This window comes from Salegentibacter salegens (genome assembly GCF_900142975.1).
Lineage (GTDB): Bacteria > Bacteroidota > Bacteroidia > Flavobacteriales > Flavobacteriaceae > Salegentibacter > Salegentibacter salegens.
On record NZ_LT670848.1, the window covers coordinates 3463558 to 3480636 of the forward strand.

At 38.1% G+C, this 17079-nt stretch carries 13 protein-coding genes and 5 tRNA genes; all 18 read left to right on the plus strand.

Annotation, left to right across the window (positions count from 1 at the left end; translation table 11 throughout):
- Positions 1 to 41: 41 nt before the first annotated feature.
- The 18 genes from B5488_RS15365 (at position 42) to B5488_RS15450 (ending at position 17074) form a co-directional block, all read left to right on the plus strand.
- Positions 42 to 935: a tyrosine-type recombinase/integrase gene (locus B5488_RS15365; RefSeq protein ID WP_079736066.1), complete on the plus strand. Its 894-nt coding sequence runs from the start codon at positions 42 to 44 to the stop codon at positions 933 to 935.
- Between the two features lie 28 nt (positions 936 to 963).
- Complete coding sequence (gene hpf, locus B5488_RS15370) at positions 964 to 1266, plus strand: ribosome hibernation-promoting factor, HPF/YfiA family (protein WP_079736067.1); 303 nt, start codon at positions 964 to 966, stop codon at positions 1264 to 1266.
- 100 nt (positions 1267 to 1366) lie between these two features.
- Positions 1367 to 1440 (plus strand) — tRNA-Thr (locus B5488_RS15375).
- Positions 1441 to 1743: 303 nt separating this feature from the next.
- Positions 1744 to 1825, plus strand: a tRNA-Tyr gene (locus B5488_RS15380).
- Positions 1826 to 1902: 77 nt separating this feature from the next.
- Positions 1903 to 1975 (plus strand) — tRNA-Gly (locus B5488_RS15385).
- A gap of 145 nt (positions 1976 to 2120) precedes the next feature.
- A tRNA-Thr gene (locus B5488_RS15390) sits at positions 2121 to 2192 on the plus strand.
- Between the two features lie 56 nt (positions 2193 to 2248).
- A complete protein-coding gene (tuf, locus tag B5488_RS15395; RefSeq protein WP_079736068.1) occupies positions 2249 to 3436 on the plus strand; it encodes an elongation factor Tu in 1188 nt (395 codons plus the stop codon).
- 62 nt (positions 3437 to 3498) lie between these two features.
- A tRNA-Trp gene (locus tag B5488_RS15400) sits at positions 3499 to 3571 on the plus strand.
- 19 nt (positions 3572 to 3590) lie between these two features.
- A complete protein-coding gene (gene secE, locus B5488_RS15405; RefSeq protein ID WP_075325997.1) occupies positions 3591 to 3788 on the plus strand; it encodes a preprotein translocase subunit SecE in 198 nt (65 codons plus the stop codon).
- Positions 3789 to 3798: 10 nt separating this feature from the next.
- Positions 3799 to 4350 (plus strand): transcription termination/antitermination protein NusG, encoded by a 552-nt coding sequence (nusG, locus tag B5488_RS15410; protein WP_057482054.1) that lies wholly within the window; start codon positions 3799 to 3801, stop codon positions 4348 to 4350.
- Positions 4351 to 4427: 77 nt separating this feature from the next.
- Entirely contained in the window at positions 4428 to 4865 is a 438-nt protein-coding gene (rplK, locus tag B5488_RS15415; RefSeq protein WP_037316418.1) for a 50S ribosomal protein L11, read from the plus strand.
- 18 nt (positions 4866 to 4883) lie between these two features.
- Positions 4884 to 5582 (plus strand): 50S ribosomal protein L1, encoded by a 699-nt coding sequence (gene rplA / locus B5488_RS15420; protein ID WP_079736069.1) that lies wholly within the window; start codon positions 4884 to 4886, stop codon positions 5580 to 5582.
- Between the two features lie 11 nt (positions 5583 to 5593).
- Positions 5594 to 6115, plus strand: coding sequence for a 50S ribosomal protein L10 (gene rplJ / locus B5488_RS15425; RefSeq protein WP_079736070.1), 522 nt, complete (start codon positions 5594 to 5596; stop codon positions 6113 to 6115).
- Between the two features lie 56 nt (positions 6116 to 6171).
- Positions 6172 to 6546, plus strand: a complete 375-nt coding sequence (gene rplL / locus B5488_RS15430; RefSeq protein WP_079736071.1) for a 50S ribosomal protein L7/L12 — start codon at positions 6172 to 6174, stop codon at positions 6544 to 6546.
- Between the two features lie 128 nt (positions 6547 to 6674).
- Complete coding sequence (rpoB, locus tag B5488_RS15435; RefSeq protein ID WP_079736072.1) at positions 6675 to 10487, plus strand: DNA-directed RNA polymerase subunit beta; 3813 nt, start codon at positions 6675 to 6677, stop codon at positions 10485 to 10487.
- Between the two features lie 74 nt (positions 10488 to 10561).
- The gene (gene rpoC, locus B5488_RS15440; RefSeq protein WP_079736073.1) at positions 10562 to 14863 is read left to right on the plus strand and encodes a DNA-directed RNA polymerase subunit beta'; all 4302 of its coding nucleotides are present in this window, start codon (positions 10562 to 10564) and stop codon (positions 14861 to 14863) included.
- Positions 14864 to 15019: 156 nt separating this feature from the next.
- A complete protein-coding gene (locus B5488_RS15445; protein WP_079736074.1) occupies positions 15020 to 15337 on the plus strand; it encodes a DUF3467 domain-containing protein in 318 nt (105 codons plus the stop codon).
- Positions 15338 to 15487: 150 nt separating this feature from the next.
- Complete coding sequence (locus tag B5488_RS15450; RefSeq protein ID WP_079736075.1) at positions 15488 to 17074, plus strand: Ppx/GppA phosphatase family protein; 1587 nt, start codon at positions 15488 to 15490, stop codon at positions 17072 to 17074.
- The last annotated feature ends 5 nt before the right edge of the window (positions 17075 to 17079 follow it).

Consider the following 17079-nt stretch of genomic DNA (forward strand, 5'->3'; position numbering starts at 1 on the left):
TAGATTAAAGTTTGCTAACTTTGTCTATCAACAGTTTTTTTATGCCCTTTTCCCAGTTTTTAGATTACCTGCAGTTGGAGAAAAAATATTCTCCCAATACGCTAACTGCTTATAAAACCGATTTAAAATATTTTTCAGAATTTCTTTTATTTGAGTTTGAAGAAAAGGAGCTCAGTCAGGTGCATTACTCCCAAATAAGAAACTGGATTGTTGCTTTGGTAGATCAGGGGGTATCTAATAGAAGCATAAATAGAAAGATTTCTTCTTTAAAGGCTTATTATCGTTTTCTGCAAAAAACCGGCGATATAGAATTTTCTCCTCTTGCAAAACATAAAGCTTTAAAAACTGCTTCTAAAATTCAGGTTCCATTTTCTGAAGCTGAAATAACCATGGTATTAGAACAAATAGATACTTCAGATTTTGAAGGTTTACGCGACCGGTTAATTGTAGAGCTTTTTTATACCACGGGAATGAGGCGAATAGAGCTTATTGAAATTAAACTTCAGGATGTAGATTTGGGCGGGAAGTACGTGAAGGTACTTGGAAAAAGACAAAAGGAGAGAATTATACCGCTATTGCCTGGAGTGATTTCTAATATGGAAATCTATATAAGCAAACGAGCAGATATTTTGAAAGGACAGGAGACACCTTGTCTATTTGTTACTCAAAAAGGGGTTAAATTATACGAAAGCCTTGTTTATAGAATTATTAATAATTATTTTAGTAAGGTGTCTGGCAAAATAAAAAGGAGTCCGCATATTTTGCGGCATTCATTTGCAACACATTTATTGAACCAGGGCGCCAACCTAAATGCTGTAAAAGAATTGCTTGGGCATTCCAGTCTTGCTGCAACGCAGGTATATACCCATAATAGTATTTCAGAGCTCAGTAAGGTTCATCAAATGGCGCACCCCAGGAACAAAAAGACCAATTAAAATAATGTTTAATTAAATTCTACAGAAGATGAAAGTAAATGTGCAGTCTGTTAACTTCAACGCCGATCAAAAATTAATTGATTTCATCCAGCGTAAATTGGATAGGCTTGAAAATTATTACGATAAAATTATCTATGCTGATGTTTTTCTAAAAGTTCAAAATACCAGCGGAAAGGATAATAAGATAACTGAAATTTTATTGAGTATTCCTGGTGGAGATATTATGGTTAAAAAAACATGTAAGAAATTTGAAGAATGCGTAGACGAATGTGCCTCATCACTACAAAGACAGTTAATTAAACGCAAGGAAAAATTAAGTACTCACGTTTAATTATTTTTTTGCAGAATTGTTTTGTGAAAGAAATAATTTATATACATTTGCAGTCCGTTAGAAATAGCGGACTTTTTTATGCTGAAAAAGTAGCGTAAAGGCCGATGTAGCTCAGCTGGCTAGAGCAGCTGATTTGTAATCAGCAGGTCGTGGGTTCGAGTCCCTCCATCGGCTCTTGAAAATGTGAATTGTTTAGGATGAAAATCTTTTTTGGTTTTCGAAAAATGGGACGAGAAGTTTATCTTGAGCGATAGTCGAAGGGAGTCCCTCCATCGGCTCTTGAAATTTTGAAGTAAAGTATTTTAAGTTTAATCTATTGAAGATTAAACGAGTAAAAAATTTATAGAAAAATTTTAAAAAATGCTTTGGACGGTGCTGTAAAATTATGTTTATTTGCAGCCGTTAAAAAAACAAACCGTCATAAAGCTTAGCTGGCACGCCAGCTACGGTTCTATGAAATAGTGGAAAAATAAATTTGGGGAGATACTCAAGCGGCCAACGAGGGCAGACTGTAAATCTGCTGACTACGTCTTCGCAGGTTCGAATCCTGCTCTCCCCACAACAATTGTTTAGAGTTCAAGATTCAGGGATGTGAAAATCCAGGAACTTTAAATTTATAAGCCCTGAGTCGATAATGCGGGAGTAGCTCAGTTGGTAGAGCGTCAGCCTTCCAAGCTGAATGTCGCCGGTTCGAACCCGGTCTCCCGCTCTTAATTAGAGAACAGGAAGTTTATCTTCTTGTTTTCTAAATTTATTTTTCCGGTTTAAGTAAAGTTAAACATCCATAAGCCATTGCTGGTTTATGGTTATTCTTGTTTGAACCGGTGAACCTTGAAAGTAGAAACTTTCGGCTTGCCGACGTAGCTCAGGGGTAGAGCGTTTCCTTGGTAAGGAAGAGGTCACGAGTTCAATTCTCGTCGTTGGCTCTAGATTGTATTAAATTGAACACTAATATATAACTAAGATTAAATAAGTATTAATTATGGCAAAGGAAACATACGATCGTTCCAAACCGCACCTTAACATAGGTACAATTGGACACGTAGATCACGGAAAAACGACTTTAACAGCAGCGATTACTAAAGTAATGGCTGATGCTGGATATTCAGAAGCTAGTGCTTTTGATCAAATTGATAATGCTCCTGAAGAAAAAGAAAGAGGTATTACAATTAACTCTTCTCACGTAGAGTATCAAACTGCTAACCGTCACTACGCTCACGTTGACTGTCCTGGTCACGCCGATTATGTAAAGAACATGGTTACTGGTGCTGCTCAAATGGACGGTGCAATTCTTGTAGTTGCTGCGACTGATGGGCCTATGCCACAAACTCGTGAGCACATCCTTCTTGGACGCCAGGTTGGTATCCCAAGAATCGTTGTATTCTTGAATAAAGTTGACCTTGTTGATGATGAGGAGCTTTTAGAATTAGTTGAGATGGAAGTTAGAGATCTTCTTTCTTTCTATGAGTATGATGGTGATAACGGTCCTGTAATTTCAGGTTCTGCGCTTGGAGCTCTTGAAGGTGATGAGAAATGGTCTAAAACCGTTCTTGATTTGATGGAAGCTGTAGATAGCTGGATTGAATTGCCAGAACGTGATGTAGATAAGCCTTTCTTGATGCCTATTGAAGATGTATTTTCTATTACAGGTCGTGGTACTGTTGCAACTGGTCGTATCGAGACTGGTGTTGCTAACACTGGAGATTCTGTAGAGATTATTGGTATGGGTGCTGAAAAACTTACTTCTACTATTACTGGTGTTGAGATGTTCCGTAAGATCCTTGATAGAGGTGAAGCTGGAGATAACGTAGGTATCTTGTTAAGAGGTATTGAAAAAGCTCAGATCTCTAGAGGTATGGTAATTACTAAGCCTGGATCTGTAACTCCTCACGCTAAGTTTAAGGCAGAGGTTTATATCCTTAAAAAAGAAGAAGGTGGACGCCACACTCCATTCCATAACAACTACCGTCCTCAGTTCTACGTACGTACAACTGACGTAACAGGAACAATTAGTCTTCCTGATGGAGTTGAAATGGTAATGCCTGGTGATAACCTTACAATTACTGTTGAACTTATCCAGACAATTGCAATGAATGTTGGTCTACGTTTCGCTATCCGTGAAGGTGGTAGAACAGTAGGTGCTGGACAGGTTACTGAAATTTTAGACTAATTACAGTTTATATATAAAAAGGTTTCCCGCCAGGGCGGGAAACCTTCCTTTATATTATATTTACGGGTTTAGCTCAGTTGGTAGAGCACTGGTCTCCAAAACCAGGTGTCGGGAGTTCGAGCCTCTCAACCCGTGCAAATACCTTAAGAATCACATGGCAGGAATTGGCAATTATATATCAGAATCTTATAACGAATTAAAAAACCACGTTACCTGGACAAGCTGGCCCGAAGCACAGAGGCTAACCATCCTTGTAGCCGTTTTTTCTATAATTTTTTCATTGGCTATTTGGGGTGTAGATACCGTATTTAGCTCGGCTATCGAAGAATATTTCAAATGGATTAAATCTTAAAGATAGTAGGATGGCAGAAGGAAAGGAAAAAAAGTGGTATGTAGTTCGTGCCGTTAGCGGTCAGGAAAACAAGGTTAAAGACTATATTGAAAAAGAGGTTAACCATCTTGGGATGGAAGACTATCTTGATCAGGTTTTAGTTCCTACCGAAAAAGTTATCCAAATTAGAAATGGGAAAAAAGTAAACAAAGAACGTGTTTATTTTCCCGGGTATGTGATGATTCAGGCTAGTCTTGATGGAGAGATGCCACACGTTATTAAAAATATTAATGGCGTTATTGGATTTTTAGGAGAAACAAAAGGAGGAGATCCTGTTCCGCTTAGAAAATCTGAAGTTAACAGAATGCTTGGTAAAGTAGATGAACTTTCAGTAAAAACCGATAATGTTGCAATACCTTTTACTATTGGAGAAACCATAAAAGTTATAGACGGTCCGTTTAATGGCTTTAATGGTACAGTAGAAAAGATAAATGAAGAAAAGCGTAAGCTTGAAGTAATGGTTAAGATTTTCGGAAGAAAAACACCATTAGAGTTAAGCTATATGCAAGTAGAAAAAGTATAAAGATTTTTAGTTACATATTTTTTGATGGTTTTTTAAAGCTTCCACTCTAATAAACTATCACCTTAAAAATTTAGAAAATGGCAAAAGAAGTAAGTAAAGTTGTAAAACTACAAGTTCGCGGAGGTGCTGCTAACCCATCACCACCAGTTGGACCTGCTTTGGGTGCTGCCGGGGTAAATATCATGGAATTCTGTAAGCAATTCAATGGTAGAACCCAGGATAAACAAGGTAAAGTATTGCCGGTTGCGATTACGGTTTATAAAGACAAGTCTTTTGACTTTGTGATTAAAACCCCTCCAGCTGCAGTACAATTGTTGGAAGCATCTAAGAACAAAAAGGGTTCAGGAGAACCAAACAGAAAGAAAATAGCAAGTGTTTCTTGGGATCAGGTTAGAACTATTGCAGAAGATAAGATGCAGGATTTAAATGCCTTCACCGTAGAATCTGCAATGAAAATGGTTGCTGGAACAGCTCGTTCAATGGGAATAACTGTAAAAGGTGATGCACCGTTTTAATCCAAAAAGAAATTAAAAATGGCAAAATTAACTAAAAAGCAAAAAGAAGCCCAATCTAAGATCGAGAGCAATAAAGCATACTCGGTTGCAGAAGCTTCAGCTTTAATTAAAGAAGTTGCTAACGAAAACTTCGATGCATCTGTGGATTTAGCGGTTCGTTTGAATGTAGATCCAAGAAAAGCCAACCAAATGGTAAGAGGTGTTGTTACCCTTCCACACGGTACAGGTAAAGATGTAAAAGTACTTGCGTTAGTTACTCCAGATAAGGAAGAAGAGGCTAAAGAAGCCGGAGCCGATTATGTTGGTCTTGATGAATATCTTGACAAAATAAAAGGTGGATGGACAGATGTTGATGTAATTATCACTATGCCTAGCGTGATGGGAAAATTAGGACCTTTGGGACGAGTACTTGGACCAAGAGGATTAATGCCTAACCCAAAAACAGGAACAGTAACTATGGATGTTGCAAAAGCAGTATCTGATGTTAAAGCTGGTAAAATTGACTTTAAAGTTGATAAAACCGGTATTGTTCACGCTGGAATTGGAAAAGCATCTTTTGAAGCTGAAAAAATTGCTGGAAACGCGAGAGAATTATTAACTACTTTAGTGAAGTTGAAACCTCAGGCATCTAAGGGTGTGTATATTAAGAGTATACACATGTCTTCTACAATGAGCCCGAGCGTTCTGGTTGATACTAAAAGGTTCACTGAGCAATAATAGTATAGATTATGACAAGAGAAGAAAAATCAATAGTAATTGAAGATTTAACTGCCCAGTTAACAGATAATTCTGTGGTTTATTTAGCAGATATATCTGGCCTTGATGCCGGAACGACTTCAAACTTGCGTAGAGCTTGTTTTAAGGCTAACGTAAAGCTGGCTGTAGTTAAGAATACGTTGCTTGCTAAAGCGATGGATGCTTCAGATAAAGAATTTGGAGACCTTCCTTCAGTATTAAAAGGCAACACTTCCATAATGTTTTCTGAGGTTGGTAATGCACCGGCCAAAGTAATTAAAGAATTCAGAAAGAAAAACGAAAAGCCACTTCTTAAAGGCGCGTTTGTTGATGAGGGAATATATGTAGGCGATGACTACCTTGACACCTTGGTTAACATCAAGTCTAAAGAAGAAGTTATTGGGGATATCGTTGGACTATTACAATCACCTGCTAAGAATGTTATTTCAGCACTTAAGTCTGGTGGCGGTAAAATATCTGGAATCCTTAAAACACTTTCTGAAAAGGAAGGATAAAATAGTACGCACTTTTTAACAATTATAATTAAAGAACTTTTTAAAAACGATAGAAAATGGCAGATTTAAAAGAATTCGCAGAACAATTAGTTAACTTAACTGTAAAAGAAGTAAACGAGTTAGCTGAGATATTAAAAGAAGAATATGGTATAGAGCCTGCAGCTGCTGCAGTAGCTGTTGCTGGTGGTGCTGCTGCCGGTGGTGAAGAAGTTGAAGAGCAAACTGAATTCGACGTAATTCTTAATGCTCCAGGTGGATCTAAACTAGCAGTTGTTAAACTTGTAAAAGAACTTACAGGTCTTGGTCTTAAAGATGCTAAAGCATTAGTAGATGGCGCACCAGCTCCAGTTAAAGAAGGAGTAGCTAAAGACGAAGCAGAAGCACTTAAAGCACAGCTAGAAGAAGCAGGAGCTGAGGTTGAGCTTAAATAAGCTTGCCAGCAGCAATATTATTTAGGTTTAGACCTCAGGATTCGTTCCTGAAGGTCTAAACCCTTTTGCGTATATAGGGGATAACTCCTTGCGCGCCCGTTTTTTTATAAATTATAATCCGTCCATTGATGTTAGCAAAGCAAACTGAAAGAGTGAGTTTCTCTTCTGTAAAGAACAGACCTGATTACCCGGACTTCCTGGATATCCAGATCAAGTCTTTTCAGGATTTCTTTCAATTAGAAACCAAATCAGAAGAGCGGGGAAATGAAGGTCTCTATAATACCTTCCTGGAAAACTTCCCAATTACGGACACCCGTAACCAATTTGTACTAGAATTTTTAGATTATTTTGTGGACCCGCCAAGATATTCCATTCAGGAGTGTATAGAGCGTGGTTTAACGTATAGTGTGCCTCTTAAAGCAAGATTAAAACTATACTGTACCGACCCTGAACACGAAGATTTTGAAACCATCGTACAGGACGTTTACTTAGGAACTATACCTTATATGACTCCAAGTGGTACTTTTTGTATCAACGGGGCCGAGCGTGTGGTAGTTTCTCAGCTTCACCGTTCACCAGGAGTTTTCTTTGGACAATCGTTCCACGCAAACGGAACAAAACTTTATTCTGCCCGTGTAATTCCTTTTAAAGGTTCCTGGATAGAATTTGCTACCGATATCAATAGCGTTATGTACGCTTATATCGATAGAAAGAAAAAATTACCTGTTACCACACTTTTCCGTGCCATTGGTTTTGAGCGCGATAAAGATATTTTAGAAATTTTTGACCTTGCAGAAGAGGTGAAAGTTTCAAAAACAGGACTTAAAAAAGTATTAGGTCGTAAACTTGCGGCCCGTGTATTGAATACCTGGTATGAAGATTTTGTAGATGAAGATACAGGAGAGGTAGTTTCAATAGAACGTAATGAGATCGTTTTAGATCGTGATACAGAACTTGAAAAAGAGCATATAGAAGAAATTCTGGAAACCGGAAGCAAAACTATTCTTCTTCACAAAGAAGATAATTCTACCGGAGATTATGCTATTATTCATAATACATTACAAAAAGACCCTACCAACTCTGAAAAAGAAGCGGTAGAACATATTTATCGTCAACTACGTAATGCAGAACCGCCAGATGAGGAAACTGCACGTGGAATTATCGATAAATTATTCTTCTCAGATCAGCGTTACAGCCTTGGAGAAGTTGGTCGATATAGAATGAATAAAAAATTAGGTCTTGATGTGGCTATGGATAAGCAAGTGCTTACCAAAGAAGACATTATTACCATAATTAAATATTTAATCGAGCTTATTAACTCTAAAGCTGAGATTGATGATATTGACCACTTATCTAACCGTCGTGTTAGAACTGTAGGTGAGCAATTGTCTCAGCAATTTGGTGTTGGTCTTGCTCGTATGGCACGTACCATTCGTGAAAGAATGAACGTTCGTGACAACGAGGTATTTACTCCTATAGATTTGATTAACGCGAAGACCTTATCTTCTGTGATCAACTCTTTCTTTGGTACCAACCAGTTGTCTCAGTTTATGGATCAAACCAACCCGCTTGCAGAAATCACCCATAAGCGTAGACTTTCAGCATTAGGGCCAGGTGGTTTATCAAGAGAAAGAGCAGGTTTTGAGGTACGTGATGTTCACTATACACACTACGGAAGACTTTGCCCGATTGAAACTCCTGAAGGTCCAAACATTGGACTTATTTCTTCACTTTCAGTTTATGCTAAAGTGAACGGAATGGGCTTCATTGAAACGCCATATCGTAAAGTTGAAAATGGAAAATTAGATTTTTCAGAAGAACCTATTTATTTAAGTGCTGAAGAGGAAGAGGACAAGAAAATTGCCCAGGCTAACATTCCGCTTAAAGAAGATGGAACCATTGATTCTGAAAGGGTAATTGCCCGTATGGAAGGTGACTTCCCGGTTGTAGACCCCAAGGAGGTTAATTATACCGATGTTGCACCAAACCAGATTTCGTCTATTTCGGCTTCGTTAATTCCGTTCCTGGAACACGATGATGCGAACCGTGCTTTGATGGGATCTAACATGATGCGCCAGGCATTACCATTGTTACAAGCCGATTCACCAATTGTTGGAACCGGATTGGAGCGCCAGGTAGCTACAGATTCTCGTGTATTGATTAATGCTGAAGGTGAGGGTGAAGTAGAATATGTCGATGCAAGAAAGATCATCATTAAGTATGATAGGTCTGATGAAGATAGAATGGTGAGCTTTGATAGTGATTCAAAAAGCTATGATCTTATAAAATTCCGTAAAACCAACCAGGGATCTTCTATCAACCTTAAGCCAATTGTTAGGGTTGGAGATAGAGTTACTAAAGGACAGGTTTTATGTCAGGGTTACGCTACCGAAGCAGGGGAGCTTGCTCTTGGTCGTAATATGAAGGTGGCCTTTATGCCCTGGAAAGGTTACAACTTTGAGGATGCGATTGTAATTTCAGAAAAAGTGGTTAGGGAAGATATTTTTACTTCTATCCACGTAGATGAGTATTCTCTTGAAGTTCGTGACACTAAATTAGGTAACGAAGAATTAACTAATGATATTCCTAACGTTTCAGAAGAGGCCACTAAAGACCTTGATGAACACGGTATGATTAGAATTGGTGCCGAGGTTAAACCTGGAGACATTCTTATTGGTAAGATTACTCCAAAAGGAGAAAGTGATCCAACACCAGAAGAAAAATTACTTCGTGCCATCTTTGGAGATAAAGCCGGTGATGTTAAAGATGCATCGCTTAAAGCTTCTCCATCTTTAAATGGAGTGGTAATAGAGAAGAAACTCTTTGCCCGTGCCATTAAAGATAAGCGTAAGAGAGCTCAGGATAAGGAAGATGTTGCAGCACTTGAGAAAAAGTACGATGCTAAATTTGCCAATTTAAAAGCTGAACTTGTAGATAAGTTATTCACTATTATAGGCGGAAAAACTGCTCAGGGAGTTCAAAACGATCTTGGAGAAGAGGTAATGCCAAAAGGGAAGAAGTATACGTTGAAAATGCTTAACGCAGTAGACGATTATACGCACTTAACTTACGGTACCTGGACTACAGACGATCACTTGAATACTTTGGTAGCAGATCTTATTCATAATTATAAGATTAAGGAAAACGATCTTCAGGGTAACCTAAGAAGAGAGAAGTTTACCATCTCTGTTGGAGATGAGCTTCCTTCAGGAATCCTTAAACTTGCTAAGGTTTACATCGCTAAGAAACGTAAATTAAAAGTAGGTGATAAAATGGCGGGACGTCACGGTAACAAAGGTATTGTTGCAAGAATCGTTCGTCAGGAAGATATGCCATTCCTTGATGATGGTACACCGGTTGATATCGTGTTGAACCCACTTGGGGTGCCTTCACGTATGAACATTGGTCAGATTTACGAAACTGTACTTGGATGGGCAGGACAAAAGCTTGGTAACAAATATGCAACTCCAATTTTTGACGGAGCGACCATAGACCAAATTAACGAGCTTACCGATGAAGCCGGAATTCCAAGATACGGGCACACTTATCTTTATGATGGTGGAACCGGAGATCGTTTTGACCAACCTGCAACAGTAGGGGTAATCTATATGTTGAAACTAGGACATATGATTGAAGATAAGATGCACGCTAGATCTATTGGACCATACTCGCTTATTACACAGCAACCACTTGGTGGTAAAGCACAATTTGGTGGACAGCGATTTGGTGAGATGGAAGTTTGGGCACTTGAGGCCTATGGAGCATCAAGCACCCTGCGTGAAATCTTAACAGTGAAGTCAGATGACGTGATAGGAAGGGCTAAAACTTACGAATCTATCGTAAAAGGAGAGCCTATGCCAGAACCCGGCCTGCCAGAATCTTTTAACGTACTTATGCACGAATTGAAAGGTCTTGGTTTGGATATTAAATTAGAAGAATAAAATACTGTTTATAACGGGGTGTTTCGGCACCCCAATAACAGGTTTTTCACAATAATTATAGCAGCAGAGTTATTATGGCTAGAAATAATGATAAGAATACAGTAAAGAGATTCGATAAAATCTCTATCGGTTTGGCTTCCCCGGAATCTATCCTCGCAGAATCTCGTGGTGAAGTTCTAAAACCGGAAACTATCAATTATCGTACGCACAAACCCGAACGTGACGGTTTGTTTTGTGAGCGTATTTTTGGTCCTGTAAAGGATTACGAATGTGCCTGCGGTAAATATAAAAGAATACGTTACAAAGGAATTGTTTGTGACCGTTGTGGGGTAGAAGTAACCGAAAAACAAGTACGTAGAGACCGTGTTGGGCACATTAATTTGGTAGTTCCTGTAGCACATATCTGGTATTTCCGTTCTTTACCCAATAAAATTGGATACTTGCTTGGTCTTCCATCTAAGAAATTAGATATGATCATTTACTACGAGCGTTATGTAGTAATTCAGGCAGGTATTGCTAAAAACGAAGATGGGGAACCAATAAAGAAAATGGATTTCCTTACTGAAGAAGAATATCTAAACGTTTTAGACAGCCTTCCGCAGGAAAATATGTATTTAGAAGACAGCGACCCAAATAAGTTTATCGCTAAAATGGGTGCCGAATGTCTTATTGAAATATTAAGAAGAATAGACCTTAACGAACTTTCTTACGAGTTAAGGCACAAGGCAAATAACGAAACTTCAAAACAACGTAAAACTGAAGCGCTTAAGCGTCTTCAGGTTGTAGAGGCTTTCCGTGATGCCAATAACAATCGTGAAAATCTTCCTGAATGGATGATTATGAAAGTGGTTCCCGTAATTCCGCCAGAATTACGACCTCTTGTGCCGCTTGATGGTGGACGTTTCGCGACTTCAGATTTAAATGATCTTTATAGAAGGGTGATTATTCGTAACAACCGTCTAAAAAGATTAATGGAGATCAAAGCTCCTGAAGTGATTTTACGTAACGAAAAACGTATGCTTCAGGAATCTGTAGATTCATTGTTTGACAACACAAGAAAATCTTCAGCGGTAAAAACAGACTCAAACCGTCCGTTAAAATCGCTTTCAGATTCTCTTAAAGGTAAGCAGGGACGTTTTCGTCAAAACTTACTTGGTAAACGTGTAGATTATTCAGCACGTTCGGTAATTGTTGTTGGACCAGAATTGAAAATGCACGAATGTGGTATTCCAAAGAATATGGCAGCTGAACTTTACAAGCCTTTCGTAATTAGAAAACTAATTGAAAGAGGAATTGTAAAAACAGTAAAATCTGCCAAGAAAATAATAGATAAGAAAGAGCCGGTAGTTTGGGATATCCTTGAGAATGTTCTTAAAGGACACCCGGTATTGCTTAACCGTGCTCCTACGCTTCACCGTTTAGGTATACAGGCATTCCAGCCAAAACTTATTGAAGGTAAAGCGATACAATTACACCCATTAGCCTGTACGGCATTTAACGCCGACTTTGATGGTGACCAGATGGCGGTTCACTTACCGCTTGGGCCAGAGGCTATTTTAGAAGCTCAGCTATTAATGCTTGCTTCTCATAATATCCTTAACCCTGCAAACGGTTCACCTATTACAGTACCGTCTCAGGATATGATTCTTGGTCTTTATTATATGACCAAATCTAGAAAATCTACAGACGAGGTAAAGGTTAAAGGAGAAGGGCTTACTTTCTATTCTGATGAAGAAGTGGTAATCGCTTACAACCAGAAGAGAGTAGACCTTAATGCCGAAATCAAGATTCGCGCTAAAGATTTTAATGAAGTAGGTGAGTTAACTTACCAAATTATAGAAACTACGGTTGGTAGAGTACTGTTTAACCAGGCTGTACCAGAAAAAGTGGGGTATGTGAATACAGTATTAACCAAGAAAAACCTTAGGGATATTATTGGTGATGTATTGGCTAAAACCAGTGTTCCAGAAACCGGTGAATTCCTTGATGCTATTAAGGAAATGGGTTATGGGTACGCTTTCCGTGGTGGACTTTCCTTCAGTTTAGGTGATATTATTATCCCTGAAGAGAAACAATCTATGATAGATGAAGCTAACGAACAGGTTGAAGGTATTGTAGGCAACTATAATATGGGGCTAATTACCAACAACGAGCGTTACAACCAGGTAATTGATATCTGGACGTCTACCAATGCCGGTCTAACCGAATTGGCGATGAAGCGTATTCGTGAAGATAAGCAAGGTTTCAACTCTGTGTTTATGATGCTTGATTCTGGTGCTCGTGGATCTAAAGAACAGATTCGTCAGCTAACCGGTATGCGTGGTCTTATGGCCAAGCCTAAAAAATCTAACTCTGGTGGAGGTGAAATTATTGAAAACCCAATTCTTTCTAACTTTAAAGAAGGGCTTTCAATTCTTGAATACTTTATCTCTACTCACGGTGCACGTAAAGGACTTGCCGATACCGCACTTAAAACTGCCGATGCAGGTTACTTAACCCGTAGATTGGTAGATGTTTCGCAAGATGTTATTGTAAATGAAGAAGACTGCGGAACTTTAAGAGGAGTAGAAGTTAGACCACTTAAAAAGAATGAAGAAATTGTAGAATCTCTGGGGGAACGTATTTTAGGACGTATTTCTCTTCACGATGTTCTTAATCCTTCAGATAACGAACTTTTAGTAGCTTCAGGCGAAGAAATTACTTCAGAAATAGTTACGAAAATTGAAAATGCTCCAATTGAAAGTGTAGAAGTAAGATCTCCGCTAACTTGTGAAGCTAAAAAAGGAATTTGTGTAAAATGTTACGGAAGAAATCTTTCTACCAATAAATTGGTACAAAGAGGTGAAGCTGTAGGTGTTGTTGCCGCGCAATCTATTGGAGAGCCAGGTACACAGTTAACACTACGTACATTCCACGTGGGAGGTATTGCAGGTAACATTTCAGAAGATAACAAAGTTGAGGTTAAATTTGACGGTATTGCCGAAATTGAAGACCTTAAAGTTGTAAAAGGAGAAGCTCCAGATGGCAGCCAGTCTGAAATTGTGATTTCACGAACTGCCGAGCTTAAAGTAAAAGACAAGAAAACCGGGGTAGTATTGAGTAACAATAATATTCCTTATGGTTCTCAAATCTTTATCGATAACGGTGCTGAAGTTTCCGCGGGTGATGTAGTTTGCCAGTGGGATCCTTATAACGGGGTTATTATTTCAGAATTTGCCGGTAAGATTAAATATGAAAACGTTGAACAGGGTGTAACTTACCAGGTAGAAATAGATGAGCAAACAGGATTCCAGGAAAAAGTAATTTCTGAATCCCGTAACAAAAAGCTTATTCCAACTTTACATATTTTAGGTAAAAAGGATGAAGTAATTCGTTCTTATAACCTTCCGGTAGGTGCCCACCTTATGGTAGACAACGAAGAAAAGATTAGTGTTGGTAAGATTTTGGTTAAAATTCCGCGTAAATCTTCTAAAGCAGGGGATATTACCGGTGGTCTTCCAAGGGTAACCGAGTTGTTTGAAGCTCGTAACCCATCTAATCCAGCTGTTGTTAGTGAGATTGATGGTGTTGTTTCCTTCGGAAAAATCAAAAGAGGTAACCGTGAGATTATCGTAGAGTCTAAATTAGGAGAGGTTAAGAAATACTTAGTGAAGTTATCTAACCAAATTCTTGTTCAGGAAAACGATTATGTTCGTGCTGGGATGCCACTTTCTGATGGATCTGTTACTCCAGAAGATATTCTTAATATCAAGGGGCCAAACGCGGTACAACAATATCTTGTTAACGAAGTTCAGGAAGTTTACCGACTGCAGGGTGTGAAGATTAACGATAAGCACTTTGAAGTTGTTGTAAGACAAATGATGCGTAAGGTTAGAATTCAGGATCCGGGAGATACTATTTTCCTTGAAAACCAGCTTGTTCATAAATCAGATTTCATCGAGGAGAACGATAAAGTTTTCGGAATGAAAGTGGTTGAAGATGCAGGAGATTCTGAAAACTTAAAACCAGGTCAAATCCTTTCACCAAGAGAGCTTAGGGATGAGAACTCGTTGTTAAGACGTGAAGATAAGAACCTTGCAACGGCAAGAGACGTAACTGCTGCAACCGCAACACCGGTTCTTCAGGGTATTACTCGAGCATCGCTACAAACAAAATCGTTTATTTCTGCGGCTTCCTTCCAGGAAACTACCAAAGTATTGAACGAGGCTGCCGTAAGCGGTAAGATCGATAAACTTGAAGGATTGAAAGAAAATGTAATTGTAGGACATAGAATTCCTGCAGGTACAGGTATGCGTGAGTACGATAGCATTATCGTTGGTTCTAAAGAAGAATTTGACGAAATGATGGAACATAAGCAAGAAGTTAATTATAACTAATGCCTATAAAAAGAGCCGCAAACGCGGCTCTTTTCTTTTTATAAAATGAGGAATCCCGATCTAAAGTCGGGATTTTTTGTACTTTTATATTACGCGATAAATAGAGCGCTCCGATGATTTCTTCGGAATCTTTTAAATAAAATTCAATTTAATATTATGAGTGAAGAAAAAAAGAAACCTAAAAAGGGTCAGATAAACATAGAACTTGATGAAGCTATAGCCGAAGGAACTTATTCCAATTTAGCTATTATCAATCATTCAGTTTCAGAATTTGTGGTAGATTTTGTGAATATTATGCCGGGAAGGCCTAAGAGTAAAGTGAAATCGAGAATTATTTTAACGCCACAACATGCGAAGCGGTTATTGAAAGCTTTAAACGATAATATTCAGCGTTTTGAAAAAGCCCATGGCGAAATTAGAGATTACGAAAAGGCCCCAATGCCATTAAATTTTGGACCAACCGGTCAGGCATAATTCAGCTTAAAATATCTTTTGAAACCCACAGAACAATCAATTCTGTGGGTTTTTTATGAACCTAAAATAACGAAAAAGATTTTAGTAAATATTACCTAACTTAGAAGTATAGCAACTTGAAAAGATTCTTCAGTTTAAAATAAGCAAACAATGGTAAAAAAAGCTTCCAATTCTAAACCCAAAAAACGCATCGCCGCAATAGACCTTGGTACCAATTCATTCCACGCTGTTTTAGTGGATATTTATCCCGACGGCAGTTTTCGTACGGTAAATAAATTAAAAGAAATGGTTATCCTCGCTGAAAAAGGATTGGAAGATACCTTAAGCCGGGATGCTTTGGACCGCGGTCTGGAAGCTCTAAAAAGAATAAAATTTTTATGTGATAGCCATAAGGTAGAAAACATTCTTGCCTTTGCAACCAGTGCTATTCGGGAAGCTAAAAATGGAGGTGATTTTATTAAAGAAGTGGGAGAGCATGTGGGGATAAGAGTGCGTGCCATTTCAGGAAAAATGGAAGCCGAAATGATTGGTTTAGCCATTAGGCATAGTATCGTTTTAGGAGAAGAAATGGTGCTTATGGCCGATATTGGCGGTGGTAGCGTTGAATTCATTATTGGTAACGAAAAAGAATTTATCTACTACAATAGTTTAAAACTAGGTGTGGCGAGAATGGCCGCGGCATTTGTAGATTCAGACCCTATTGAAGAAAAAGACATTAAAAGGCTACAAAAACATTTTGCCAAAGAACTGGAAGAAGTTTTGAAACTGGCCAAAAAGCATAAGGTTAAAACCATTATTGGTTCTTCGGGAACTATGGAAAATATAGGCGAAATGGTAGCAAATAGAAATTCTATAACTGCCAAAAGAAGCCTTAACGAATTAGAATTTAGCGCAGCCGACTTTAAAGATTTATACAAGGATTTTATTAAACTAGATAAAAAAGAGCGGCTCAAAGAAAAAGGGCTGGAAGAAAAGCGAGTGGATATTATTAACCCGGGAATGGTTTTAGTGAAATTTCTCGTAGATAAATTTAAGATTGAAAGTATTAAAATTTCTGAAGCTGCGCTTCGGGAAGGTATGATCCTTAATTATATCAATAATCAAAAAGAACAACTTAACCTGGATCTTGTAGCTAATTTTAAAGATCCTCGTCGCAGAAGTATTTATGAGTTGCTAAGAAAATGCAATTGGCCCGAGAAGCATTCCCGGCACGTTTCAAACTTTGCATTGCAGCTTTTTGATGAATTCAAGGAAGAATTAAAATTAAAAGAATCAGACAGGGAATTGCTGGAGTACGCGAGTTTAATGCACGATATAGGTTATTATATTTCTTATAGAAAACATCATAAACACGCCTTATACCTTATTCGATATTCAGATTTATTAGGTTTTAAGGAAGATGAAATAAATATTATGGCAAATGTGGCCAGGTATCATAGAAAATCTACACCTGCTAAACGCCACGAGCATTACAAGCAGTTAAATAAAAAAACACGAAAGAGGGTTAAGAAACTTTCTGCATTATTAAGGGTTGCCGATGGTCTCGATAGAAGTCATTATCAAAATGTAGAAAAACTGGAAATCAACAATAAGAAGAATAAAATTCAACTAATTATTACTACTCATAGTGATCCAGAACTCGAAATTTGGGGAACTTTAAGAAAAGGTGACTTATTAGAAAAATTAACCGATAAGAAGCTGGAAGTTTTTCACGTAGTTGATAATGAAAAAAAGTAATTCAG

What these genes read in the sequence shown, in the direction of transcription:
- rpoB (WP_079736072.1), top strand. Translation starts at nt 6,675, where the DNA reads ATGTTAGCAAAGCAAACTGAAAGAGTGAGTTTCTCTTCTGTAAAGAAC.
- B5488_RS15445 (WP_079736074.1), top strand. Translation starts at nt 15,020, where the DNA reads ATGAGTGAAGAAAAAAAGAAACCTAAAAAGGGTCAGATAAACATAGAA.
- B5488_RS15365 (WP_079736066.1), top strand. Translation starts at nt 42, where the DNA reads ATGCCCTTTTCCCAGTTTTTAGATTACCTGCAGTTGGAGAAAAAATAT.
- rplK (WP_037316418.1), top strand. Translation starts at nt 4,428, where the DNA reads ATGGCAAAAGAAGTAAGTAAAGTTGTAAAACTACAAGTTCGCGGAGGT.
- nusG (WP_057482054.1), top strand. Translation starts at nt 3,799, where the DNA reads ATGGCAGAAGGAAAGGAAAAAAAGTGGTATGTAGTTCGTGCCGTTAGC.
- rplL (WP_079736071.1), top strand. Translation starts at nt 6,172, where the DNA reads ATGGCAGATTTAAAAGAATTCGCAGAACAATTAGTTAACTTAACTGTA.
- secE (WP_075325997.1), top strand. Translation starts at nt 3,591, where the DNA reads ATGGCAGGAATTGGCAATTATATATCAGAATCTTATAACGAATTAAAA.
- B5488_RS15450 (WP_079736075.1), top strand. Translation starts at nt 15,488, where the DNA reads ATGGTAAAAAAAGCTTCCAATTCTAAACCCAAAAAACGCATCGCCGCA.
- tuf (WP_079736068.1), top strand. Translation starts at nt 2,249, where the DNA reads ATGGCAAAGGAAACATACGATCGTTCCAAACCGCACCTTAACATAGGT.
- rplA (WP_079736069.1), top strand. Translation starts at nt 4,884, where the DNA reads ATGGCAAAATTAACTAAAAAGCAAAAAGAAGCCCAATCTAAGATCGAG.
- rplJ (WP_079736070.1), top strand. Translation starts at nt 5,594, where the DNA reads ATGACAAGAGAAGAAAAATCAATAGTAATTGAAGATTTAACTGCCCAG.
- rpoC (WP_079736073.1), top strand. Translation starts at nt 10,562, where the DNA reads ATGGCTAGAAATAATGATAAGAATACAGTAAAGAGATTCGATAAAATC.
- hpf (WP_079736067.1), top strand. Translation starts at nt 964, where the DNA reads ATGAAAGTAAATGTGCAGTCTGTTAACTTCAACGCCGATCAAAAATTA.